The sequence below is a fragment of the Streptomyces sp. NPDC002309 genome, from assembly GCF_053593375.1.
This window is the reverse complement of the sequence record NZ_JBSFCI010000001.1, coordinates 128,583-151,965: the sequence shown is the minus strand read 5'-3', so window position 1 is coordinate 151,965 and position 23,383 is coordinate 128,583. Positions and strand designations below refer to the sequence as shown.

General features: G+C 71.3%; 17 protein-coding genes, 2 tRNA genes and 1 pseudogene. 17 read left to right on the top strand and 3 right to left on the bottom strand.

Features of this window, described 5'->3' with window-relative positions:
• The first annotated feature begins 4 nt into the window (after window positions 1–4).
• The 7 genes from nadD to ACWCPM_RS00630 all read left to right on the top strand — a co-directional run bounded on the left by nadD (window position 5) and on the right by ACWCPM_RS00630 (window position 4,327).
• Window positions 5–631, top strand: a complete 627-nt coding sequence (gene nadD, locus ACWCPM_RS00660; RefSeq protein WP_450973931.1) for a nicotinate-nucleotide adenylyltransferase — start codon at window positions 5–7, stop codon at window positions 629–631.
• A gap of 16 nt (window positions 632–647) precedes the next feature.
• A complete protein-coding gene (locus ACWCPM_RS00655) occupies window positions 648–2,333 on the top strand; it encodes a LytR C-terminal domain-containing protein (protein ID WP_450973930.1) in 1,686 nt (561 codons plus the stop codon).
• A 68-nt stretch (window positions 2,334–2,401) separates the two neighbouring features.
• Window positions 2,402–2,848: a ribosome silencing factor gene (gene rsfS / locus ACWCPM_RS00650; RefSeq protein WP_450973929.1), complete on the top strand. Its 447-nt coding sequence runs from the start codon at window positions 2,402–2,404 to the stop codon at window positions 2,846–2,848.
• On the top strand, window positions 2,839–3,516 hold the full coding sequence (locus ACWCPM_RS00645; RefSeq protein ID WP_450974084.1) for a histidine phosphatase family protein: 678 nt from the start codon (window positions 2,839–2,841) through the stop codon (window positions 3,514–3,516). The genes rsfS and ACWCPM_RS00645 overlap by 10 nt, the downstream gene beginning before the upstream one ends.
• A gap of 119 nt (window positions 3,517–3,635) precedes the next feature.
• Window positions 3,636–3,708 (top strand) — tRNA-Ala (locus ACWCPM_RS00640).
• A gap of 205 nt (window positions 3,709–3,913) precedes the next feature.
• Entirely contained in the window at window positions 3,914–4,090 is a 177-nt protein-coding gene (locus tag ACWCPM_RS00635; RefSeq protein ID WP_450973928.1) for a hypothetical protein, read from the top strand.
• A 3-nt stretch (window positions 4,091–4,093) separates the two neighbouring features.
• Entirely contained in the window at window positions 4,094–4,327 is a 234-nt protein-coding gene (locus ACWCPM_RS00630; RefSeq protein ID WP_003976229.1) for a hypothetical protein, read from the top strand.
• Here the strand turns inward: ACWCPM_RS00630 and ACWCPM_RS00625 are convergent.
• On the bottom strand, window positions 4,306–5,496 hold the full coding sequence (locus ACWCPM_RS00625) for a glycosyltransferase 87 family protein (protein ID WP_450973927.1): 1,191 nt from the start codon (window positions 5,494–5,496) through the stop codon (window positions 4,306–4,308). The two genes, ACWCPM_RS00630 and ACWCPM_RS00625, sit on opposite strands and share 22 nt — an antisense overlap.
• Window positions 5,497–5,608: 112 nt before the next feature.
• On the opposite strand from ACWCPM_RS00625, the gene ACWCPM_RS00620 reads away from it, so the two are divergent.
• A tRNA-Ala gene (locus ACWCPM_RS00620) sits at window positions 5,609–5,681 on the top strand.
• 123 nt (window positions 5,682–5,804) lie between these two features.
• On the opposite strand, the gene ACWCPM_RS00615 is transcribed toward ACWCPM_RS00620, so the two are convergent.
• A complete protein-coding gene (locus tag ACWCPM_RS00615) occupies window positions 5,805–7,412 on the bottom strand; it encodes an NADH-ubiquinone oxidoreductase-F iron-sulfur binding region domain-containing protein (protein ID WP_450973926.1) in 1,608 nt (535 codons plus the stop codon).
• Window positions 7,409–8,692: a cytochrome b/b6 domain-containing protein gene (locus tag ACWCPM_RS00610; protein ID WP_450973925.1), complete on the bottom strand. Its 1,284-nt coding sequence runs from the start codon at window positions 8,690–8,692 to the stop codon at window positions 7,409–7,411. The genes ACWCPM_RS00615 and ACWCPM_RS00610 overlap by 4 nt, the downstream gene beginning before the upstream one ends.
• Window positions 8,693–9,068: 376 nt before the next feature.
• Between ACWCPM_RS00610 and leuS the strand changes: the two genes are divergently transcribed.
• From leuS to ACWCPM_RS00565, 9 genes and pseudogenes are all read left to right on the top strand, one after another.
• On the top strand, window positions 9,069–11,948 hold the full coding sequence (leuS, locus tag ACWCPM_RS00605; protein ID WP_450973924.1) for a leucine--tRNA ligase: 2,880 nt from the start codon (window positions 9,069–9,071) through the stop codon (window positions 11,946–11,948).
• Window positions 11,949–12,166: 218 nt separating this feature from the next.
• Window positions 12,167–12,901: a hypothetical protein gene (locus ACWCPM_RS00600; protein WP_450973923.1), complete on the top strand. Its 735-nt coding sequence runs from the start codon at window positions 12,167–12,169 to the stop codon at window positions 12,899–12,901.
• Between the two features lie 126 nt (window positions 12,902–13,027).
• Window positions 13,028–13,873: a DegV family protein gene (locus ACWCPM_RS00595; RefSeq protein WP_450973922.1), complete on the top strand. Its 846-nt coding sequence runs from the start codon at window positions 13,028–13,030 to the stop codon at window positions 13,871–13,873.
• Between the two features lie 284 nt (window positions 13,874–14,157).
• Window positions 14,158–15,234, top strand: a complete 1,077-nt coding sequence (locus tag ACWCPM_RS00590; RefSeq protein WP_450973921.1) for a helix-hairpin-helix domain-containing protein — start codon at window positions 14,158–14,160, stop codon at window positions 15,232–15,234.
• A pseudogene (locus ACWCPM_RS00585) lies at window positions 15,231–17,129 on the top strand (ComEC/Rec2 family competence protein); the annotation flags it as partial. The gene ACWCPM_RS00590 and the pseudogene ACWCPM_RS00585, both read left to right, overlap by 4 nt.
• 398 nt (window positions 17,130–17,527) lie before the next feature.
• The gene (locus ACWCPM_RS00580) at window positions 17,528–18,877 is read left to right on the top strand and encodes a hypothetical protein (RefSeq protein ID WP_450973920.1); all 1,350 of its coding nucleotides are present in this window, start codon (window positions 17,528–17,530) and stop codon (window positions 18,875–18,877) included.
• On the top strand, window positions 18,861–20,780 hold the full coding sequence (locus tag ACWCPM_RS00575; RefSeq protein ID WP_450973919.1) for a hypothetical protein: 1,920 nt from the start codon (window positions 18,861–18,863) through the stop codon (window positions 20,778–20,780). Before ACWCPM_RS00580 ends, ACWCPM_RS00575 begins: the two co-directional genes overlap by 17 nt.
• Window positions 20,777–22,849, top strand: coding sequence for an integrase (locus ACWCPM_RS00570; protein ID WP_450973918.1), 2,073 nt, complete (start codon window positions 20,777–20,779; stop codon window positions 22,847–22,849). The genes ACWCPM_RS00575 and ACWCPM_RS00570 overlap by 4 nt, the downstream gene beginning before the upstream one ends.
• The gene (locus tag ACWCPM_RS00565; protein ID WP_450973917.1) at window positions 22,846–23,304 is read left to right on the top strand and encodes a hypothetical protein; all 459 of its coding nucleotides are present in this window, start codon (window positions 22,846–22,848) and stop codon (window positions 23,302–23,304) included. The genes ACWCPM_RS00570 and ACWCPM_RS00565 overlap by 4 nt, the downstream gene beginning before the upstream one ends.
• The last annotated feature ends 79 nt before the right edge of the window (window positions 23,305–23,383 follow it).

Genomic DNA, 23,383 nt, shown 5'->3' with positions numbered 1-23,383 from the left:
ACGCATGGGAGAGCAGGACATGCCTACCGGCCCGTCGACCCCGGCCAAGCGCCGTCTCGGCGTCATGGGCGGGACCTTCGACCCGATCCACCACGGGCACCTCGTGGCGGCCAGCGAGGTGGCCGCGCGGTTCCATCTCGACGAGGTGGTGTTCGTGCCGACCGGGCAACCGTGGCAGAAGACCCACCGCAGCGTGTCCCCGGCCGAGGACCGCTATCTGATGACGGTCATCGCGACCGCCGAGAACCCGCAGTTCTCGGTGAGCCGTATCGACCTGGACCGCGGGGGCCCCACGTACACCGTGGACACCTTGCGTGACCTGTGCTCCCTCAATCCCGACACGGACCTGTTCTTCATCACCGGCGCGGACGCCCTCGCCCAGATCCTGACCTGGCGCGACAGCGAGGAACTGTTCTCCCTCGCGCACTTCGTCGGGGTCACCCGGCCGGGCCACGTCCTGACCGACGCCGGCCTTCCGGAGGGCGGCGTCTCGTTGGTCGAGGTTCCCGCCCTCGCCATCTCCTCCACGGACTGCCGTGCGAGAGTCGCCAAGGGCGACCCGGTCTGGTATCTGGTGCCGGACGGAGTCGTGCGCTACATCGCGAAGCGACAGCTGTACCGCGGCGAGTGAGCAGAGAGGGGCACCGGTGAACGACCGATACGACGCGGGTTACGGGGACGGGCAGTACGAACTCGTCGGCTACGACGAGTACGGCCGCCCCGTCTACCGGCAGGTGCCGGCCCAGCCGCAGGCACAGCAGCAGTACGACCCCTACGCGCAGCAGCAGGGATACGGCCACGACCCGTACGCCACCGGCAGGCAGCAGCCGGTACCCGCCTACGACCCCTACGCCACCGGCCAGCAGCCGCCCGTGACCTCGTACGACGCCTACGACGGGTACGACCCCTACGGGCAGACCGCCACCAGCGGGCAGCAGCCGCGGGTCGCCGAGCAGACCGCGTACATCCCCCAGCAGGCCCGGCCGGCCGAGCCCGGGCAGCGCCAGGAGCCCGCGCCGGGCGTCCCCGGCCCCGGGGACGGGCACGGCGACCGGGACTACCGCACGGAGCAGTTCGCCTTCGTCGAGGAGCCCGACCAGGACTCCGAGGACGTCATCGACTGGATGGCGTTCACCGAGAACCGCACCGAGCGCCGCGAGGAGGCCAAGCGCCGTGCCCGCAGCCGTATGACCGCGCTGGTCGTCGTACTGGCCCTGGTCGCGGCCGGCGGGGTGGGCTACCTCTGGTACGCCGGGAAACTGCCCGGTCTGTCCGCTCCCGCCGACAAGAAGGGCGGTACGACGTCCGTCGCGGCGCAGAAGCGGGACGTGGTCGTCGTGCACCTGCACGACACCAAGAAGGGCGGCACCTCCACGGCGCTGCTCGTCGACAACGCCACCACGAAGCAGGGCACCACGGTCCTGCTGCCCAACTCGCTCGGGCTGTCCGGCGACGACGGCACGACGACGCTGGCGAAGTCCGTCGAGGACGACGGCTCCTCCGGCACCCGCGAGGCCCTGGACACCGTCCTCGGCACCTCCATCCAGGGCACCTGGCGTCTGGACACCCCCTATCTGCAGAACCTCGTCGACCTCGTCGGCAACGTCGAGGTGGACACCGACGCCGACGTGCCCGACCCGGCCGCCAAGAAGAAGGGCGAGGCGCCGCTGGTCAACAAGGGCGAGGCCCAGACCCTGAGCGGCAAGATGGCCGTCGCCTACGCCACCTACCGTGCCCCGGGGGAGGCCCAGGACGCCCAGCTGGAGCGGTTCGGACAGGTCATGCACGGGGTGCTGCGCAAGGTGTCGTCGGACGCGCAGGCCGCCACGACCACCGTGCAGACGCTGGCGCAGATCCTCGACCCGTCGCTCACCGACAAGGACCTCGGCACCTTCCTCGCCAAGCTGTCCGACCTGGCCAAGAGCGGCGACTTCAAGACCGCCACCCTGCCCGTCCAGGAAGACGGCACGCTCAGCGCCGAGACGAGCGACGGCGTGGTCAAGGACGTCCTCGGCGGCACCGCGAAGAGCCCCGACCAGGACGCGGCGGTCCGGGTCTCGGTGCAGAACGCCACCGGGGTGAAGGACGACGCGGAAAAGGCCCGCGTGGTGCTCCTCAACGGCGGCTTCACCTTCCTGGAGGCCGGCGCGGCGGGAAGCGCCGAGGCCACGTCCGAGGTCACCTACGCCGACCCCGCCGACAAGCAGAACGCGATCGAGGTCGCGAAGACCCTCGGTCTGCCCGACAGTGCGGTCGCCAAGGGTGAGGTCTCGTCCAACGCGAACGTCTCGGTGGTCCTCGGCCAGGACTACGAGCCGGCTCCTGCCGGGTAATGCGTGGGGTGCCGTCGGCGGTCCGTGAGACCCTTGAGGTCAAGTGACCGCCGACGGAAAGCCGTGCAGTGACCGCAACAGACCGTTCCCTCGAACTCATCAACACCGCCGCCCAGGCGGCGGCCGACAAGCTCGCGCACGACGTCATCGCCTATGACGTGAGCGATGTGCTGTCGATCACGGACGCCTTCCTTCTCGCGTCCGCGCCCAACGACCGCCAGGTCAAGTCGATCGTGGACGAGATCGAGGAGCGGCTCCAGAAGGAGCTCGGCGTCAAGCCGGTGCGCCGCGAGGGCGACCGGGACGCCCGCTGGATCCTGCTCGACTACGTCGACATCGTCGTGCATGTGCAGCACAGCGAGGAGCGAGTCTTCTACGCCCTGGAGCGGCTGTGGAAGGACTGCCCGGAGCTGGAACTGCCCGCCGAGGCCAAGGCCACCCGTGGCAAGGCCGAGGAGCATGCCAGGCTCAGGGCCGCCGAGGAGGCCGCCGAGACGGACGGTGACTGGCGGTGAGTGCCACCGGTGAGGTCACTGGCGCGAAGCCGGGCCGGGGCCGCCGGATCATCCTGTGGCGGCACGGTCAGACCTCCTGGAACGTGGAGCGCCGCTTCCAGGGCTCCACGGACGTCGAGCTCACCGGGACCGGCGTCGCCCAGGCCCGTCGCGCCGCCCGTCTGCTCGCCTCCCTCAAGCCCCACGCGATCATCGCGTCCGACCTGATGCGGGCCGCGCACACGGCCGCCGAGCTGTCCGCGCTCACAGGTCTCGAGGTCCACCGCGACGAGGCCCTGCGCGAGACGTACGCGGGCGTCTGGCAGGGCCTGACGCACGACGAGATCATCGCCCGCCACGGCGAGGAGTACGCCGCGTGGAAGCGCGGTGAGGCGGTGCGCCGCGGGGGTGGCGAGCTGGAGTCCGAGGTGGCCGACCGCGCGGCGCCGGTCGTGCTCGAGCACGCCGAGAAGCTGCCCGACGACGGCACCCTCGTGGTCGTCAGCCACGGCGGCACGATCCGCACGACCATCGGGCGTCTGCTCGGCCTGGAGCCCCACCACTGGGAGAGCCTCGGCGGACTGTCCAACTGCTGCTGGTCGGTCCTCGGTGAGGGCGCCCGCGGCTGGCGGCTGCTGGAGCACAACGCCGGCACGCTCCCGGAGCCCGTGCTCGGCGACGACGACTGAGCGGCGCGGGCACGGCGGGACCCCGGATTTCACTTTCCGGCAGGTCGCAGGCTAAAGTTCTTCTTGTTCGCCCCGCCGAGCGGGGCGAAACACCATGCGGCTCAGCCGCGTGGGGGCCAGGGGCTATAGCTCAGTTGGTAGAGCGCCTGCATGGCATGCAGGAGGTCAGGAGTTCAATTCTCCTTAGCTCCACGGACGAATCCCGTCCCCTTCGGGGGGCGGGATTTTTCGTTCTCCGGTGTTTGAGCAGTCCGGGCCCAGGAGGCGTATACCTCTGTGAAGACGCTCCGGGCTGCCTGTGGCCGGACCGGTACCCAGGCGTCGCTGACCGTACTGGTCCGGTCGTGGCAGAATCAAACGGCCGGAAGGGGGCGCGGCCCGACGGGAGGGAGTAGCGATGCCTGCGAGCATCCTCGGGGAGGTCGGCCACCTCCTTGGCGAAGCGGCGTTGATGCGGGACAAGACCACCCGGCTCAGCTGCCCTTCCTGCGGCTCCGCGTATGTCGCCCAGATGCTCGGCGACAACGGCGGGATCTCCTACGTGTGCACGGCCTGCGGCCACAGCTGGAGCTGATCGATGGGTGCACACAGGCGGAAGTGCGACTGGTGTGGCAGCGGTACACCGATCGTCCGCGACATGGAACCGGTGAACCCCGACTACCAGTACTGGTGCGAGGAATGCGCACGGGCGCTGATCATAAAAGGCGACCCGATCGAGACGTACCGCGAACTGGAGGGCGAGCCGATCTACGGGCGGCTCCTCGAAGAGCACTGCACGCTCAAGCGGTTCTATTCGTTCGTGACGGCCTGACGCTTTCGGGTGGCGGCCTCGGTGATCAGCAGGAAGAGGCAGCCGGTCGCGGCGTAGAGCCCCGACAGGGCGAACTCGGCCGGGTTCTGGTGCAGTTCGGGCCGCCCGGGGGTGTGCGGCACCCACCACAGGGCGTACGAGCAGAAGACCAGGAGCGTGGTGGCGGCGGCCGCGCGGCGGCCACGGGCCGCGAGGAGCAGGACCAGCGGCACGCACCAGACCCAGTGGTGCGACCACGACACGGGGCTGACGAGCAGCGCCGTGACGGCGCAGCCGGCCACGGCCCAGGCCCGCTCGCCGCGCAACTCCGCCCGCACCGCGACCGCCAGCCCCGCCACGGCCGCCAGGGCCGCCACGACGGCCCACAGGACCCCCGGGTCCGGGGTGTGCAGCAGTCGGGCCAGAACGCCGCGCAGGGCCTGGTTCGCCGTCTCCTCGGCGTGTCCGGCCCGGTCCGCCCGGAACACCACGTCGGTCCAGAAGCGCCAGGAGTCGTGCGGCAGCACGGCCGCCGCGAGGAGTGTCACCCCCAGGAAGCAGGCCGCGGCCCGGCGCGCGTGCCACAGCCAGGAGCCCTCGCGGCGATTCCGGCGCGCCACGACGGCGACGGCGAGCAGGAGGACGGCGAACAGCGCCGGGGTCAGTTTCACGGCCGCGGCGATCCCGATGCCGACGCCCGCCCAGCGGTCGCCCGGCCGCCGGGTGAGGTCCCACAGGACGAGTACGGCGAGCAGCAGGTTGACCTGGCCGTAGCGCAGGGTCGTCCACACCGGCTCGCACCACACGGCCGCCGCCGAGACCCACCAGACCGTCTCCCCGCGCGTGTGCCCGACGAGCCGCAGGGAGAGGTGCACGAACGCCACCAGCAGGGCGAGGTTGCCCGCGGTGGCCATCGTGCGCAGGGACCCCGTGTCGAGGAGTGTCAGCGGGGTGAACAGCAGGGCGGCGAAGGGGGGGTAGGTGGCCGGGAGTCGGGCGGCGGTCGCACGCAGGGCGTACAGGTCGCCGCCCGCGCGCACGGTGGCGCCCTCGGCCCGGTACACCAGCAGGTCGATCATCGAGACGTGCGCGGCCCGCTGGGCGATCCAGAACGCCACGAAGGAGAGCAGGCAGGCGCCCAGGGCGACGGGCGTCCGGCGGTGGACTGCGGTGGACGTGATCACGGTCACGAGGGCCGACCATATCGGTCGTATCGGCGCAGACGGGAAACGATTTGGTGGAGGGCCTGGTCGACCGTGTAATGTTGGCGTCGCCGCCGGGGAGAACCGGAGGGCAACACAAGGGGCTATAGCTCAGTTGGTAGAGCGCCTGCATGGCATGCAGGAGGTCAGGAGTTCAATTCTCCTTAGCTCCACAAGTGGATCCCGCCAGGTCGAGACGACCGGGTGGGATCTCTTCTTTTTCCGGACATCCCATCTTTCCCGAAAAAGAAGGGGAGTTGGGCCGCCGGGACACCGGGCGGCCCTTCGTCCGTACTTCAGCGGCCGAGGGCGCGACGGCCGCGGCCCTGCGAGAGGACCGGCAGGTTGTTGCGGTCCGGTGCCCGCTCCACCTGCTCCTCGATCCGCAGGGCGAGTGCCGGGCAGCGGCGGACCGCGCGCAGCGCCTTCTCCTCCGCGCGGCGCGGCACCTGGGCCTGGGCGACGGTCGGGAAGCCGTCGGCGCCGAGTTCGAAGACCTCCGGGAGGATGTCGGCGCACAGGCCGTGCCCCCGGCACAGCGTCCAGTCGACGTAGATCTTCTGGCGGCTGGGGCCGTTGTCCGCGGAGCCGCCGCCCGGGAGGCCCGTCGGGGTCTGGCCGCCCTCGAAGAGCGGCAGCACGCCCTGCACGGGCCGCCCGCAGCCGTTGCCCAGGACGTGGGCCGCCAGGTCGTCGGTGAACGCCTTGATGGTGGATTCGAGGAACATCGCGGAGCCGTCGGGGTGGGAGCAGGCGCCGCGCCGCTTGACGTTCTTGGCGACCTGCTTGACCGCTTCCAGGGCGGCGGGGCCGCCGCCGTTGAGGATGTCCTCCAGCCCCCGGGCGGCGGCGGGCAGGCCCAGGTAGCAGGGGCCGCACTGGCCCGCGCTCTCCTCCGCCAGCCACTGGGCCACCCGCAGCGACTCGCCCAGCGGACAGGTCTCCTGGGTGATCGGCAGGATCGCGCCGGCGCCCAGCGAACCGCCCACCGCGTCCAGCGAGTTGCGGGAGACGACCGCCTCGTTGACCGTCGCCGCGTCGATCCACTTGCCGTGGTAGCCACCGGTCAGCACGCCCTGCGGGACCGGCGGGGCGCCGGCGAGCTGGAGGACGTAACGCAGCGGCACACCGGTGGGCACCTCGATGACCATGGGGCGGGCGACGGCGCCGGAGACCGTCAGCATGACGGTGCCCGGCTCGTCGAAGAGGCCGGTGTTGCCGTAGCGCTCCGGGCCGATGCGGGCGGCGATCGCCAGCTGGGCGAACGTCTCGGCGTTGGACAGCAGGGTGGGTGCGCCGCCGACGCCGCTCTGCGACGCGCTGATCTTGCGGCCGGGCGGAATCGCCGGGCCGCCGTCGATCGAGCGGATCAAGGAGGCGGCGGCGCCGGTGACCATGCGGACCGGGTTGCGCTGCACGCGTGCGCGGAGCACCGACCGGCGGCCGTTGTTGAGGCCGCGTTCGGCGAGCGCGGCCTCCATGGAGCGCTGTGTGGACTCACGGGTGACACCTATGACGAGCGTGCGGGCACCCATGGCCTCGGCGCACAGCAGTGCGCCGTCCAGGATCAGGTGCGGTGCGCGGTTGATCAGCACCGTGTCCTTGCGGCAGGCCGGTTCGTCCTCGCTGCCGTTGACGACGACGACCGGCCGGACGCCGCGCTTGATCGCCGTTTCGGCGACCGAGCGCAGCTTCTTGTGGAAGGGGAAGCCCGCGCCGCCGCGGCCCCTCAGGTTGATGCGTTCGGCGAGCTGCGCGAGCTGCTCGCCGCCCAGGGGTTCGAGCGGCCCGTGCACCTTGAGGTGCATGGGCAGATCGAGTCGTTCGACAAGGTCGAAGCCCGACGTGAGCTGGGGAAGCCCGACCACGCGGACTTCTGGGACGTCGGGCAGGGCCTCGTTCACTTAAAGCCTCCGGAAGGCGTGTTCCAAGGTTCGCCCGAACCCGGTGCGTCGAAGTCGTAGGACGCACCGGGCAGTGTTTCAGTGGCGGGACCGCTGTTGTTGTACGTGTCATCCGGGTAGTACGAGCTGAAGGCCGCGTTCATCTCACCGGTGTCGTACACATCACTCGATCCGTACCCGGCGACGCCCGGATTGCCATAGGCCGGGATGTTGTATCCCGTGTCCTGGAGCGGGTCGTAGGCCGACGGGGGAGCCTCTCCGACCGGCGGCGGGGACGGGACCGGCCACGAGCCGGACGGGCTCTCCAGGCGCGGAAGGGCCTCCGTGGGCTGGTAGTCCGGGACCTCCGTGCGGGCGGTCCGGTCGGCGAACGACTGCTGGGGACGCGGGGTGTTGCCGACGGCGCGGTAGGCGGCGGCGAAACCGCCGGTGGTCTCCGCGGCGGAGGGGCCCGCGGAGGCGTCGGCAGGGGCGTACGGCGAGGCCGCCGGGGGCTGCCGCTCGTAGCCGGGGAGCGCCCTCCCGTAGCCCGGCAGGGCGGACTCGCCGGCCCGCGCGCGGCTCGCCTCCAGCTCCTCGCGGCCCGGCAGCCGCTGGGTGCCGACCACCGTGCCGACGAGGTCGGCGATCCGGCGCTTGACCGAGCGGGGCGCCGAGCGCAGGGCCAGGGCGGCCATCACCGCGACCAGGGACAGGCCGTAGAGGAACACGAAGATCGGCTTGGCCTCGCGGCCCGCGAACAGGCCGTGGACGAGGGCCGCGCACCAGGCCGGATAGGCCAGGGTGTGCATGGCCCGCCAGCGCGAGGCGACCGGGGCCGGGGAGGCGAAGGCGCCGCGCAGCGCGCCGGTGACGCCGACGAAGACCATCAGCAGGCCGGCCGCCGAGCCGAGGCCGATCAGCCCCGCGCTGCCGGTGACGCCGAGCGAGAACGGGATGATCACGGCGAGGAAGCCGATGTGGTCGAGCGCGAGCTTGGTCGTGACGTGCAGCAGCAGGAACGCGATCGAGGCGACGGCCATCGTCCGGTGCACCGCCTGCCCGAGGATGCGCTGGCGCGCGTTGAGCAGGACCCGGTCCTGGGCGAAGAGGCCCCAGAGCACCGAGGCGGTCAGGGTGACGAGGGTCAGGACGCCCGCACCGAAGTTCAGGAAGTCGCGGAACTGATCACCTCCGACCAGCACGATCACGGGTATGAGCACAAGGGCGGCAGCGGTCGCCGCCCCGTAGGCCGATCGGCCGGGCTGGGGGAGCGAGCTGGTACTGCGTCGAGGGTTCATGGGGGCAACTCCGAGCGGATTCGGTAAAGCGGTCCCGTGCCGCACTCTAAGTGGCGCCCAAACCGATGGGTACGCAGTTTGAGTTATTGCGTTGTTATCAAGTGACAATGTGGTCGTGGTTCTGCCCCTTAGTGGCTGTTACGCGGAGTAACTTTTGACCAGCGTTCAACTCCGTCGCGGCCGGGTCGGCCCCTGCGGTACCCTGACGCCATGCGTGCCGTACGCCTTCTGCTTAGCGGGCCGCGCTGATCAGTCCCGGCCACCGGGTGAGTCGAGTGGCCGGAGTCAGCGCGGCGTCCCCTCCTGTGCGAGGGGATTTTTCGTTTCCGAGGAATCACAGCCGCCGGCAGAGACGATCGATGGAGCTTTGAGGATCATGAGCGAGACGAACCCCGCAGCCACCCCCGGCATGTCGGTGGATGCCGCGCCGCACCGCTACACGGCCGCCATGGCAGCCGAGATCGAGGCACGCTGGCAGGACTTCTGGGACGTCGAGGGCACCTACGACGCGCCGAACCCGAAGGGCGACCTGGCGGGTGATCCCGAGGTCGTCGCGCGGCCCAAGAAGTTCATCATGGACATGTTCCCGTACCCCTCCGGCGCCGGCCTGCACGTCGGCCACCCGCTCGGGTACATCGCCACGGACGTCTTCGCGCGCTTCCAGCGCATGACCGGCCACAACGTCCTGCACACCCTGGGCTTCGACGCTTTCGGCCTGCCCGCCGAGCAGTACGCCGTGCAGACCGGCACGCACCCGCGCGTGTCGACCGAGGCCAACATGGAGAACATGAAGGCCCAGCTGCGCCGGCTGGGCCTGGGCCACGACAAGCGCCGGTCGTTCGCCACGATCGACCCGGACTACTACAGGTGGACCCAGTGGATCTTCCTGCAGATCTTCAACTCCTGGTACGACGACGAGGCCGGGAAGGCCCGCCCGATCGCCGAACTGGTCGCCCTGTTCGAGAGCGGTGAGCGCGCGCTGCCCGGCGGCCGTTCCTGGCACGAGCTGAGCGACGGCGAGCGCGCCGACGTGCTGGGCGAGTACCGCCTGGCGTACGCCTCGGACGCGCCGGTCAACTGGAGCCCCGGCCTGGGCACGGTCCTGGCCAACGAGGAGGTCACCGCCGACGGCCGTTCCGAGCGCGGCAACTTCCCCGTCTTCAAGGCCAAGCTGCGCCAGTGGAACATGCGCATCACCGCCTACGCCGACCGGCTGCTGGACGACCTGGAGGAGCTGGACTGGCCCGAGGCCATCAAGCTGCAGCAGCGCAACTGGATCGGCCGCTCCGAGGGTGCCCGCGTCGACTTCCCGATCGACGGCGAGCACATCACGGTCTTCACCACGCGCCCGGACACCCTGTTCGGCGCGACCTACATGGTGCTGGCGCCCGAGCACCCGCTGGTCGAGAAGTTCACCCCCGACCAGTGGCCCGAGGGCACCCACCAGATGTGGACCGGCGGCCACCGGACCCCGGCCGAGGCCGTCGCCGCCTACCGCGCGCAGTCCGCCGCCAAGTCCGACGTCGAGCGGCAGGCCGAGGCGAAGGACAAGACCGGCGTCTTCACGGGCACGTTCGCGACCAACCCGGTCAACGGCGAGCCGGTACCGGTCTTCATCGCCGACTACGTCCTGATGGGCTACGGCACCGGCGCGATCATGGCCGTTCCGGCGCACGACAGCCGGGACTTCGCCTTCGCCCGCGCCTTCGAGCTGCCGATGCGCTGCGTCGTCGAGCCCTCCGACGACCGGGGGACGGACACCTCGACCTGGGAGGACGCCTTCGCCTCGTACGACGCGAAGATCGTCAACTCCTCCGGCAAGGACGTCTCCCTGGACGGTCTGGGGGTCGTCGACGCCAAGGCGCGCATCACCGAGTGGCTGGAGCGCCAGGGCATCGGAGAGGGCACCGTCAACTTCCGCCTGCGTGACTGGCTGTTCAGCCGGCAGCGGTACTGGGGCGAGCCGTTCCCGATCGTGTACGACGAGGCGGGCATCGCGCACGCCCTGCCCGAGTCGATGCTGCCGCTGGAGCTGCCGGAGGTCGAGGACTACTCGCCGCGCACCTTCGACCCGGACGACGCCGACACCGAGCCCGAGACGCCGCTGTCGCGCAACGAGGACTGGGTCAACGTCACGCTGGACCTGGGCGACGGCCCGAAGAAGTACCGCCGCGAGACCAACACCATGCCCAACTGGGCCGGTTCCTGCTGGTACGAGCTGCGCTACCTGGACCCGCACAACAGCGAGCGGCTGGTCGACCCCGGGATCGAGCAGTACTGGATGGGCCCGCGCGAGGGTCAGCCGCACGGCGGCGTCGACCTGTACGTGGGCGGCGCCGAGCACGCCGTGCTGCACCTGCTGTACGCCCGCTTCTGGTCCAAGGTGCTGTACGACCTGGGGCACGTCTCGTCCGCCGAGCCGTTCCACCGGCTGTTCAACCAGGGCATGATCCAGGCGTACGTCTACCGCGACAGCCGGGGCATCGCGGTGCCGGCCGCCGAGGTGGAGGAGCGCGACGGCACGTACTGGTACGAGGGCGAGCAGGTCACCCGGCTGCTGGGCAAGATGGGCAAGTCCCTGAAGAACGCGGTCACTCCGGACGAGATCTGCGCCGAGTACGGCGCCGACACGCTGCGGCTGTACGAGATGGCCATGGGCCCGCTGGACGTGTCGCGGCCGTGGGACACGCGCGCGGTGGTGGGCCAGTACCGGCTGCTGCAGCGACTGTGGCGCAACATCGTCGACGAGACGAGCGGCGACCTGACCGTGGTCGACACGGAGCCCGACGAGGACATGCTGCGCGCGCTGCACAAGGCCGTCGACGGTGTCCGCGGCGACCTGGCGGGCATGCGGTTCAACACCGCGATCGCCAAGGTCACCGAGCTGAACAACGCGCTGACCAAGGCGGGCGGCCCGGTGCCCCGGCCGGTCGCCGAGGCGCTGGTCCTGATGGTCGCGCCGCTGGCGCCGCACATCGCCGAGGAGCTGTGGCGGCGGCTGGGCCACACCGAATCGGTGGTCCACGCGGACTTCCCGGTGGCCGACCCCGCGTACGTCGTGGACGAGACGGTGACCTGCGTGGTGCAGGTCAAGGGCAAGGTCAAGGCGCGGCTGGAGGTGCCGCCGTCGATCTCCGACGAGGAGCTGGAGAAGGTGGCGCTGGCCGACGAGAAGGTGGTCGCGGCGCTGGGCGGGGCCGGGATCCGCAAGGTGATCGTGCGGGCGCCGAAGCTGGTGAACATCGTCCCGGCGTAGGGCGATCCCCTCGTGATGTCAGGGGGCCGGTGCGGCCTCCGCTCCGGGCCGTCCCCTACGGGACGGTTCGGGGTGCGGTGCGGGCCGTCCCCTACGGGACGGTTCGGGGTGTGGTGCGGGCAGGTTCGGGGTTCTTCCGGAACTCCGGGCCCGCCCGTTGCGTTTACCGTTGAAGAGGGGCGCGGTGCGTGCCGCCGCCGGTTCGGAGGAGGAGCCTCGTGGAAGCAGTGATCATGGTGTTCGCCCTGCTCTTCGTGGTCTTCCTGGGTCTGGGCGCGTACGCCACGGTCAAGGCGGTCGGCGCCGCCAAGCGAGGTGTGGACCGCACCCTCACACAGGCCCGGCGCACGGTCGAGGACCACACGCTGCGGGCCAGGTCCTTCACCCAGGCCGGTCCCGTCGGCGAGATCGTCCAGCTCCGGCTGAAGCTGCGCACCTCGATGCGGGCCACCCAGGACACGCTGCAGGCGGGCGCCGCCGAGGACGAGTCGCTGAAGGAGGCGCTCGGCCTGTTCCAGCGGCTCAGCGCCCATGGGCACGAACTGGACGCCGAGCTCCGGCGCCTGGAGTCCGAGCCCGACCGCGCGACGCTCACCGGGCGGCTGCCCGAGCTGCGGGACCGCACCGAGCGCATCACACAGTCCGCGCAGTCGCTGCGCTCTGCCGCCCGGGACCGCGCCGGCCGCTTCGCCGACGACGACCTGGACGCGCTGAGCGCGCAGATCGACGTGGAGAGCGGGGCGCTGCGGCACTGGACGCCGACCGACTCCACCGCGACGCCGCCGCCGTGGCCCGAGGCCCCGTCCGCCGACGCCCCGAGCGCCGAGCAGACCTGGACGGACACCCCGCGGTCGGGCGCGGCGGAGGAGCCGACGCGACCCGCCATCACGCCGCCGGGACCACGCCCGACGTACCCGTGGCAGAAGAAGCCCCGTCCCGAGAGCACGACCTGAGCGAGTGGCCCCGGCCCGTCGGCCGGCGCGGTCTGCGCGGGTTCGGCGTGGCTTGCTCGTACATGTTCCGGGCAGGTGAGAGGCCCGGGCTGCCGCCCGGGCGCTACGGCAGGTAACCTCCAGCTCATGTCCCGCCATGTCGCGATCGTCACCGATTCAACGGCCTACCTGCCGCCCCGGACGATGGAGCGCCACGGCATCACAGCGGTTCCCCTGACCGTGGTCCTCGGCGACCGCGCGCTGGAGGAGGGCACCGAGATCTCGACCCGTTCGCTGGCCCAGGCGCTGCAGAAGCGACGCCCCGTCACCACCTCGCGCCCGAGCCCCCAGCTGTTCGCCGAGACCTACCGCAAGGCGGCAGAGGCCGGCGCCACGGGCATCGTCTCCCTGCACCTGTCGGCCGAGCTGTCGGGCACGTACGACGCGGCGGTCCTCGCGGCCCGCGAAGCGCCGGTGCCGGTACGGGTGGTGGACACCGGCATGATCGCGATGGCGCTGGGCTTCTGCGCGCTGGCCGCGGCCGAGGTGACGCAGTCGGGCGGCACGATCGACGAAGCGGTCACGGCCGCGGAGAAGCGGGCCGCCGGCACCTCGGCCTACTTCTACGTCGACACCCTCGACTATCTGCGGCGCGGCGGCCGGATCGGCACCGCCCAGGCGTTCTTCGGGTCCGCGCTCGCCGTGAAGCCGCTGCTGCGGCTGGACGAGGGCCGGATCGAACTGCTGGAGAAGGTCCGGACGGCGTCGAAGGCCATCGCCCGGCTGGAGGAGATCGTGGCCGAACGGGCCGGGGGCGCGCCGGTGGACATCGCGGTGCACCATCTGGGCGCGGCGGACCGCGCGTCGGCACTGGCGGACCGGGTGCGGAAACGCGTGCCGGGCCTGGTGGACCTGCATGTGAGTGAGGTGGGCGCGGTGATCGGAGCGCACACGGGGCCGGGGCTGCTGGGGGTTGTGGTCTCGGCGCGGTGAGGGGCTGGTTTCGGGAGCGGGCACATGCTTTCTGAGTGGTCACCTCCTTTCTGAGTGGTTGCCCTCTTTCTTGAGCGGGTGCGCTGTGTCTTGAGCGGGCGTGTCGTGTCCTGAGCGGGTGCGCTGTGTCCTGAGCGGGCGTGTCGTGTCTGAGTCGGCTCACCCCGGTGGGTGGTGGACGGGTCTCACTCGTGTGGGTGGCGGAGTTATCCACAACCGGGCCGTTCTCCCCCGGAATGGACCATGATCATCGCGAGGGGTCCGGGTGGCCGCATCCTCGTCGCATGGCACTTCGATCACGCGCAGGCGTTACGTCCGCCACCAGCGGACCCGGCCGCGGAGCCGCTTCCGACGGCCGCACGGCACACCGGCGGCGCCCCGCTCCCACCCTGGTCCGGGCCCGGCACCGGCACGCTCCGGCGGACGAAGTCCGCCGCCGTGCGGAGGTGCTCTTCGGCGAACACGCCGGAAAGCGACGGGAGTCGGGAGCGGGGCCACCCGGTGATGCCGGTGAGGGTGGCGCAGGGGCCGCGCCTGCCGTGGCGGCTGCATCTGCCGGCATGGTTGAGCCGGCTGTCTCGGCTGGTTCCGCCGGCATGGCCGCGCCTGCCGTCGTCGATGCTCCTGCCGTCACGGAGGGCCGCCGGGAGCGGGTCGCGCTCGCCGTCCGGGAGCGGATGCCCGTGTGGTTCCAGGCGCGGTGCGGCCTGGAGCGCAGGAGCGTGGTGGCGCTCACCGTGCTGCTCGTCGTCGTCGCGGGGTTCGCCGTGCAGCACTTCTGGGCCGGGCGCACCCAGTCCGTGCGAGCGCCCGAAGTGGTCGGCGCGGCGGTGCCGTTCCAGGAGCGGGGGGACGGACCGACCGCGGCTCCGGGCCTGGCGGTGGATCCGCCGGGCGGCGCTGCCACCGGCACGCCGGTCGCCGAGATCGTCGTGGACGTCAGCGGGAAGGTGCGCGAGCCCGGGATCCGTCGTCTGCCGGCCGGTTCAAGGGTCGCCGACGCGCTCAAGGCGGCCGGCGGTGTGCGGCCGGGCACGGACATCAAGGGTCTGAACCGCGCCCGGTTCCTGGTCGACGGCGAGCAGGTGGTCGTCGGAGGCCCCGCGCCCGCGGCCCTCCCGGCGGCCCCGGCCGGGGGAGCGCCGGGAGGCGGGGCGGGCGCACCCGTGGCGCCCGTCTCCCTCAACACCGCCACGGTCGAGCAGCTCGACACCCTTCCCGGCGTCGGTCCCGTGCTGGCGCGGCACATCATCGACCACCGCACCCGGCACGGCGGCTTCCGCTCGGTGGACGAACTGCGGGAGGTCGACGGCATCGGCGAACGGCGGTTCGCCGACCTGCGGGACCTCGTACGGCCATGAGGCGCCCCCAGGACATCGAGGGCGCGCGTTCCTCCGTGCACGAGGCTGCCCCGAGCCGCCTCGGTGCGGCGCACCCACGACAGGAAGGCCCAACAGACCTGCGCCTGGTTCCGCCCGCCCTGGCCGCCTGGGCGACAGCGGCGACGGCACCGGACGCCTCGCCGGGACTGCTCGCCGCCGTGGGCGTGACCGGCCTGGTCGTCGCGTGCGCCCTGCTGCTCGGTGCCGTTCCCCCGGCGGTGCTGGTCCGGTCGCGTGCTCCCGTCGCCGCCGTGCTGCTCTGCGTGGCGGCGGCGGCCGCCTCGGCCGCACTGCACGGTGCCGATCTGCGCCGGGGACCGGTGCCGGGGGCGGCGGCGCGGAACGCCACGGTGACGGCGGAGGTCGAGCTCACCTCCGACCCACGGCTCACCCGGCCGAGGGTCACCGGGAACCACCTGGCCCCGGTGTCCGTGCTGGTGAAAGCGCGGGTGCGCGGCGTCGAGGAGGGGGCCGGGGCGCGGGCGGTGACGCGGACGCCCGTGCTGGTGATGGTCGACGCCGGGGCACACGGGCGGCGCGAGTGGCTCGGGCTGCTGCCCTCCACGCGGGTCAGGGTGACCGGGCGGCTGGCGCCCGCTCTGGTGGGCGGGGAGCGGATCGCGGCCGTGCTGCGCGTGCGGGAACGGGCCAGGCCGGAGGTGGTGGGCGGGCCTTCGAGGGCGCAGCGGTTCGCGGGGCGGTTGCGCGCGGGCCTGCGCGAGGCGACGGACGGGCTGCCGGCGGACCCGCGGGCGCTGCTGCCGGGACTGGTCGTCGGGGACACCGCGCGGATCACGCCGGAGCTGGAGCAGGCGTTCAGGGAGACCGACCTCGCCCACACGCTCGCCGTGTCCGGGAGCAACCTCACGATCGTCCTCGCGCTGCTGCTGGGCCCGCCCGGTCTGGCACAGCGCAGCGAGCGGCGTGGCCTCGCACCCCGGCTGGGCGTCTCGCTGCGGACGACGGCGGTGCTCGGCGGAGTCCTCACACTGGCGTTCGTCGTCGTGTGCCGACCGGACCCGAGCGTGCTGCGGGCCGCGGCCTGCGGGGCCGTGGCGCTGCTGGCCCTCGCGACCGGCCGCCGCAGGTCGCTGATCCCGGCGCTGGCGACGGCGGTGCTGGTGCTGGTCCTCTACGACCCGTGGCTGGCACGCAGCCACGGCTTCCTCCTCTCGGTGCTGGCCACGGGCGCGCTGCTCACCCTCGCGCCCCGGTGGAGCGGCGCCTTGCGTCGGCGCGGGATGCCGGCGCGGCTCGCGGAGGCGCTGTCCGCGGCGGGAGCGGCGCAGGCGGTGTGCGCGCCGGTCGTGGCGGTGCTGTCGGCACGGGTGAGCCTGGTGGCGGTGCCGTGCAACCTGCTCGTGGAGTTCGCGGTCGCGCCGGCCACCGTGCTGGGCTTCGCGGCGCTGGCGCTGGCGCCGGTCGCGATGCCGGTGGCCAAGGCGTGCGCGTGGTGCGCGGGTTGGCCGGCCGGTTGGATCGCGGACGTCGCCCGGACCGGGGCGGCGCTGCCGGGCGCCGGGGTGGACTGGCCGGGGGGCTGGGGTGGGGCGGCGCTGCTCGCCCTCGTCACGGGGGCCGTCCTGGCAGCCGGCCGGGGGCTGCTGCGACACCCTTGGCTGTGCGCGGGCTGCGGGATGCTGCTGGTACTGGCGGTGGTGCAGCCGCCGCCGCTGGCCTCCGTCGTCACGGGCTGGCCGCCGCGGGACTGGCGGCTGGCGATGTGCGACGTGGGTCAGGGCGATGCCACCGTGCTCGCGGCGGGTCCGGATGCGGGGGTCGTCGTGGACGCGGGGCCCGACCCGGCACTGGTCGACCGGTGCCTGCGCGACCTCGGCGTCACCCGTGTCCCGCTGGTCGTCCTCACGCACTTCTTCTCCTGGTAGTCCTCGATACTCTCAGCGAGAGGATCACGATCTGCTCGGTGAGACCCTTTGGGCTCCTTGGCGAACGTGGTGCCGCCGCCCGAGCGGGCGCGTCGAGTGAGTCTCTCCCCGCGCCATCTTCTCCTTAATGACTGCTATCAACGTGCTTCGTCTCTAATGTGGGTGGGAGCGAACGGGGCGGAAGACAGGCCACGCGAGCGTTACCCAGCACTGTGTGTGGGCTTCCTCGTTACCTCCGGTGGTTGTGGGTTCTGTCAGCCGGAGGGGTAGTGGATCTGTTCTTTGTCAGCCGGGCTCGCGTGCTGGAACGGCCCGAGTTATACAACGGGGCAGGTCGGGAGGCCGTGCGTCGGCTTGACTTCCGGGCCTTGCCGGACCGTCTGCCGGTGATCGTGGACGATCAGATGCGGCCGGTGGAGCCCGCCTGTTCCTGGTTTCGTCATCTGGCCTACCTGGGGCGCGATCCGGAGGACACGCTGCGGCACTACGCCTACATCGTGCTGCGGGTGATGGAGTTCCTGGCCGAGCGGGGCCGGGACTTGGGCACCGCGGTGGAGTCCGATCTGGTGTCCTACCGGCGGTCGCGGACGGAGTTACAGGACGTGCCGGTGGGCGGGACGGTCTGGGACCGCGAGGCGTCCGTGATCAACACGCTGCTGGACTGGATGGTCGGGCAGGGCCTGCGCCGGGCGTCGCCGCTGCGGGCGGCCAGCTCCTCGAACCCGCTGTCCATCGGGATGAGCCGGGACATGGACATCCGGCACCTGACGCTGGGGCAGTACCTGTTCTTCCGGGACGTCGGACTGGGCGGGCAGACCCTGGACGGCGAGATGGACCGGGCCTTCCGCGGACTGGCGCCGAACCGGAGCCGGGCGGCGGCTGACCTGGCTTTGACGTCGGGGATGAGGCCGCAGGAGTGGTCGACGGTGCTGCTGCCGGAACTCGCGGTCGGCAGGCGTCGGCCCGGTGAGGGGGCGGAGTTCGATCTCCAGGAGTGCGCGAAATACAGGAAGCACCGCCTCGCCTATGTCCCGTCGGACGCGCTGACCTCGGTGGACCGGTTCGTGCTGATCGAGCGGCCGGAGATGGCGGAGGCGATGGCCCGCACGCTGGAGCGGCGGCACCGGGACCTGTTCGTGGTCGTCGAGATCGACTACGCACGGCGGCGGCTGCGGGGACGCTGGCAGGGCCGGGGCCGGGCGTTCGCCTGGTCGACGATGCCGCCGAAGCTGCGGCGGGTCACGGTCCACGAGGGGCCGGCGGGGTTGGAGCCGCTGGCGGTGTTCATCGGTCACGGCAGCCTGATGCTCACCTCGTCGTCCTGGGACCGCGTCCGCTACCAGGCATGGGACCGGATGACGGCGGTCCGCGAGGACGAACGGGCCCCTCAACTCCCCATAAAACGCTGGCGGTTCCACGACCTCAGACACACCTTCGCCCTGCGGCTCTTGGACTTCCTGATGCGACGGGCAACGGAGCGAGAGCGAACTTCGGACCGAGCGGGCACGGCGACGCTCGCCGAGCACATCGCTTTCAACCCGTTGCTGATCGTCAGTCGGAGGCTCGGTCATTCGAGCCCGGCCGTGACCTACGAGTACCTGCGCTACCTGGAGGACCCGATGTCCTACGTTGACGCCGCGTTCGCCCGGTGGGCGACCAGCGACGAGGACACCTACACGGACATCGCCCTGCGGGTGATGAAGGGCGAGGAGGCTGGTCATGCCGCGACGCGGTGAACGGCGCCGGGACTTCCGGCACGACGACCCCGCCCTGGAGCCGGTGAGGGTCGGCGTCCGGCAGGTCGTTACCTCGGACGCCCGGGGCAAGAAGCGCGTCCTGCGGTTCGACCCGGCGCAGTTCGCTTGCCGGACGCTCGCGGAGGAACTCGCGGACGAGTGGGTCGAATACATCGAGGTGACCGCCCGCAGCACCGCCACGGCGAGCGACCACCGGCAGTGCATGCGGCTGTTCTGCGAATACGTCGACGCCCATCTGCCTGACCAGGCGGCGAAGGCGTCCCTCGCCAGGGAGGACCCGGATCTGGTCGCGGTGCTGCTGGCCTGGGAACAGTCGCTGCCCGCGAACTGGCCGCGCGGGTCGACACGTCCCGCAGCCTTCGCGGCGAACCTGCGCATTCTGATAAACCGGCGTCAGCAGCATCCAGACCGGGCCCTCGCCGCCCGGCTGGGACGAGTCACCGCCCAGCACCACATGCTGGCCTGGGGCACCACCCAGGAGCTGGACGAGTTCTCCCGCAAGGACAAGGCCGCGCTGGTCAGGGCGGCCTGGGACGACGTCGCCCGGCTCCGCAAGCGGCTGCGGGACGGCTGGGAGATGGCCGCCGCCGGCCGACACCCGGCCGAGCACGGCTGGACGAGGATGCCGGATCTGCTCTGGGCCCTGGCCCACCGGGCCATGTCGCCCCTGGAGCTGGCTCAGCAGGTTTCGTTCCCTCTGGCTCCGGAGCTGGCGGCGCTCATCCCGGACCGCATCCGGACCGAGGGCCCATACTCTGGGATGCGCGGCCACGTCCTGGTCCGCGGTCTGCTGAATCAGCTCTATCCCAACGAGCGAGACCTGCACGGCTTCCGGGTGCTTTTGGTCGCCGCGACCGGCCATGCACCGGAGGAGGTGACCAGCCTGACGGAGGACTCGGTGGAGTTCACCGAGAACGGCATCCGGCTGACCATGACCAAGAACCGGGCCCGCAGGATTCACCGTCGGGCCTTCAGCTGCATGGACAAGGTGAACGCGGTTGAGCACGTTCGCGAGTACGCGGGCCGGCCCCGGCTGGAAGTCGCAGCGATTGTTCGGCAGTTGATGGAGGCGACGGCGCCGTTGCGCGAGCTCTACGGAATTCGTCCGGCACCGCTGTTCCTTCAAGGGGCCCTGCCGCCGAACTGGCAGTTCACCGTCAGCCGGGGACGGCTGCGGATGTTCGGGCGGTGGGTCAAGGAGGTGGGGCTCGACCTGGAGGGCCGGGCCGACATCCGGCGGCTGAGGAAGTCGGTGAAGGTGGAGAAGGCCGTCGCCTTCGGCGGCCGGATCACCGACATCGCGGACGACCACCACGAGGAGACGTTCCGCGGCCACTATGCGCAGGGCACCACCCTGCGGATGATCTCCGGGCAGGTGATCACCGCGGCTCAGCAGTCCTGGTTCGCCAAGGCCACTGCGGGCCCGGTCGTCCTGGACGCCGCGGCCGAGGCGTCGCTCGCCGAGGAGGAGACCGCACCGGCCCTGCGGGAGCTGGGGCTGAGTGCTGAACAGGTCGAGGACCTGCGCAGCGGCGCGATGGAGATGGGCGTCACCAGCTGCCGTGATCCGTTCGACTCACCGTTCTCCCGCCCTGGCGACCTTTGCACGGTCGCGCCGTTGCGCTGCCTGGAGTGCCGCAATGCCTGGGTTCTGCCCTCACACCTGCCTCAGCTCCTCTTGTTTCAAGATCACTTGGAGGCGTTGCGCACCCGGTTGAGCCCCGTCCACTTCCAGACCCTCTGGGGGCAGACCGCCGCCAACCTGGCGGCGGTCCTCGCCGAGCGGACCGAGGCGGAGAGCAGCGCCGCCCGCCGGCACATCGCCGAGGGCACTGCCACCTTGCAGCTTCCCCTCGCCGCACGAGCGGAGTTCGACGCATGAACAGCACGGCCCCCGACCTGTCGGCCGGCGCGGCCTTCCACGCGGACGAGCCGGTCCTGACAGCGCGTTCCCTGCTGCCAGACGCGGTGAGTCCGCTCTTCGGGCAGTGTGATCAGTGGGACCTCAACGGGGTGCTGCGGCGTCCGGCGAACCTGCATCCGGCCGAGTGGAAGCTGAAGTTCGACGGCCTTCCCGGCCCCTGGCACCTCCGGGCCCGCGAGATGGCCATGATCGCGCTGAGCCCGCGGCACCCGAAGGTGATAGACGCCGGGATTCCCGCGCCGCGACGGCCCGTTGACCCACGGACGGCGATCAGGAGACTCAGCCCCTTGCGGGCCCTGGCGGCCTGGGCCGCCGAGCGGAGCCTTCCCGAGGATCTCGGGGCCTGGCCCGAGCACCAGCTGCACGTCCGCATCGCCGCACTGAAGGAGGAGGGGCTGGCCGTCACCAGTGTGGTCAGTCACATCACGGTGATTCGTGAACTGCACCGCTGCGGACCCCTGCTGACCGGCGGCGGACTGCTCCGTGACCCCTGGCCGGGCATGTCCGCGCGGGCGGCTGCCGGTGTCGCGGCGAGCGGCTCCCGGGGGCTGTCGACGCCGGTCATCCCGCCGGAGGTGTGGTTCCCGCTGGTCCGGGCCGCCTGGACCTACATCGACACCTTCGCCCCGGACATCCTGCGAGCCCAGGAGCGATGGCGGCAGCTCCGGGCGGACGCGACACTGTTGTCCTCGGGCGCGGGGGACCGGCTGCGGACCTGGCTGGGCGACCCGGGCAACCGCGTCCCGCTGCACGACGAGCACCTGCCGCCGCGGATCGTGGACGCGGGCCAGGTTCACTGGACTCTCCTGTCGTTCCTGATCGGCATCGATAGAGAGGCCAACATCTTCAACCTGCACCGGGGCCTGCGGAAGATCGCGCTGGACGCGGTGGAGCGCGGCCAGTGCGCGAGCGCCAGCCTCCTGCCGGAGTATGCGCAAGTCAGGCGCGCGGACGGCACGACAGGGGGCTGGAGCCGGGGACTTGCACCCCGCAGCCTGAGACGGGAGATCGAGATTCTCCGGGTCGCCTGCTACGTCTTCGTCACCGCGCTGAGCATGATGCGTGACTCCGAGGTCCAGGAGATCCTCAAAGGCTCGGTGGTCGAGTACTTCGGGGCGCCCGCCGTGGTCTCGGCGGAGATCAAGGGCGAGGAGGACTTCCCTCGAAAGCAATGGTGGATCATCGAACCGGTCGCCCGCGCCCTGGCACTGGCCGAGGAGATCACCCCGCACCCCGAGCGGCTGTTCACCGGCATCGCCGGAGAGGTCCAGAACGCGGAACGGTTCGCCGCAGGTGAAGGGATCAAGACGTTCATCGAGCACGTGAACGCCCGGACTGACGTCAATGGGCTGGAGCCCATCCCGTCCGACCGGGTCGCCCCGCACATGTTCCGCCGGACTATGAGCATGCTGACCGACCAGTTCCCCGGCTCCGAGATCGCCCTGGGCATCCAGCTCAAGCACGTCGCCTCACGGGCCCTGGCCAACCGCACCACCCAGGGCTATGCAGCCTCCGCGGCGTCCTGGGCCAAGCACCTGGACGCCGCGATCGAAGCCGCCCGGTTCCGCGGCCTGCAAGACCTGTTCGATGCCCACAAGGCGAACGAGCCGATCGGCTTCGGCCCCGGAGCCGAGCAGCTGACCCGGACCTTCGACGCGATCCGCGACACTGTCGCTGCCCAAGGAGGCGACGCAACGGTCGAACACGCCCTGCTAAAGCAGGCCCGAGTCTCCATCCGCTTCGGAACCCTGAACAACTGCCTGTTCGACGCAGCCAACCCGGCCGGCGCCGTCTGCCTGGAAAACACCGTGATCCCACCCGGCCACACCGGCCCCCTGCCGGACCGCTGCCGCCCGGACCGCTGCGGCAACAGCATGATCGGACCCCAGCACGTCGAGATCTGGGACAGCGAGGAACGATCCCTCACCAAGCTCCTGGAGACCCGCCGCCTGGCCCTCGGGCATCGCGCGGCACTCGAACAGCAGCGGGACGAGGCACGTGCCGTTCTGCGAAAGGCCGGACGATGAACGACACGGGCGTCTCGGCCAAGACCGAGCGCAAGCTCCGCGACGCCATGGACCGGCTCCTGGCAGGCAAGCCGCAGCACAGCGACGGCCGGCTCACCAAGAACAACCTCGCCCTGGAGGCGGGCGTCAGCCCGGCCACCATGTTCCGCGCGAAGACCGTGCTGGCCGACTGGGACGCCCATATCGAGACTCACGGCAGCCTCACCCCCGGCGAGGCCCGGAGGGACGCCGACATCGACGACCTCCGCCGACAACTCGCAACAGCCAAGAGAGAGATCACTGAACTCAACCGTCGGCTGACCGCGGCCGCCACGGTCATCGCTTCGCTCCATCACGACAACCAGCTGTTGCGGACCGAGAACGACGCTGCGGGGACGATCATCGCGTTCCCGGCTCCGCAGCGTTCCGGAGTGGGAAGCGAACTTCCCACTCCGGGAATACGATATGAATCGTGAGCACTTCGCCAGAGCCTCCTCACAGAGACAAGCGCTCCGGGCAGAGGCAAGATAGCGACCAGCCAACCAGGAACGCTGC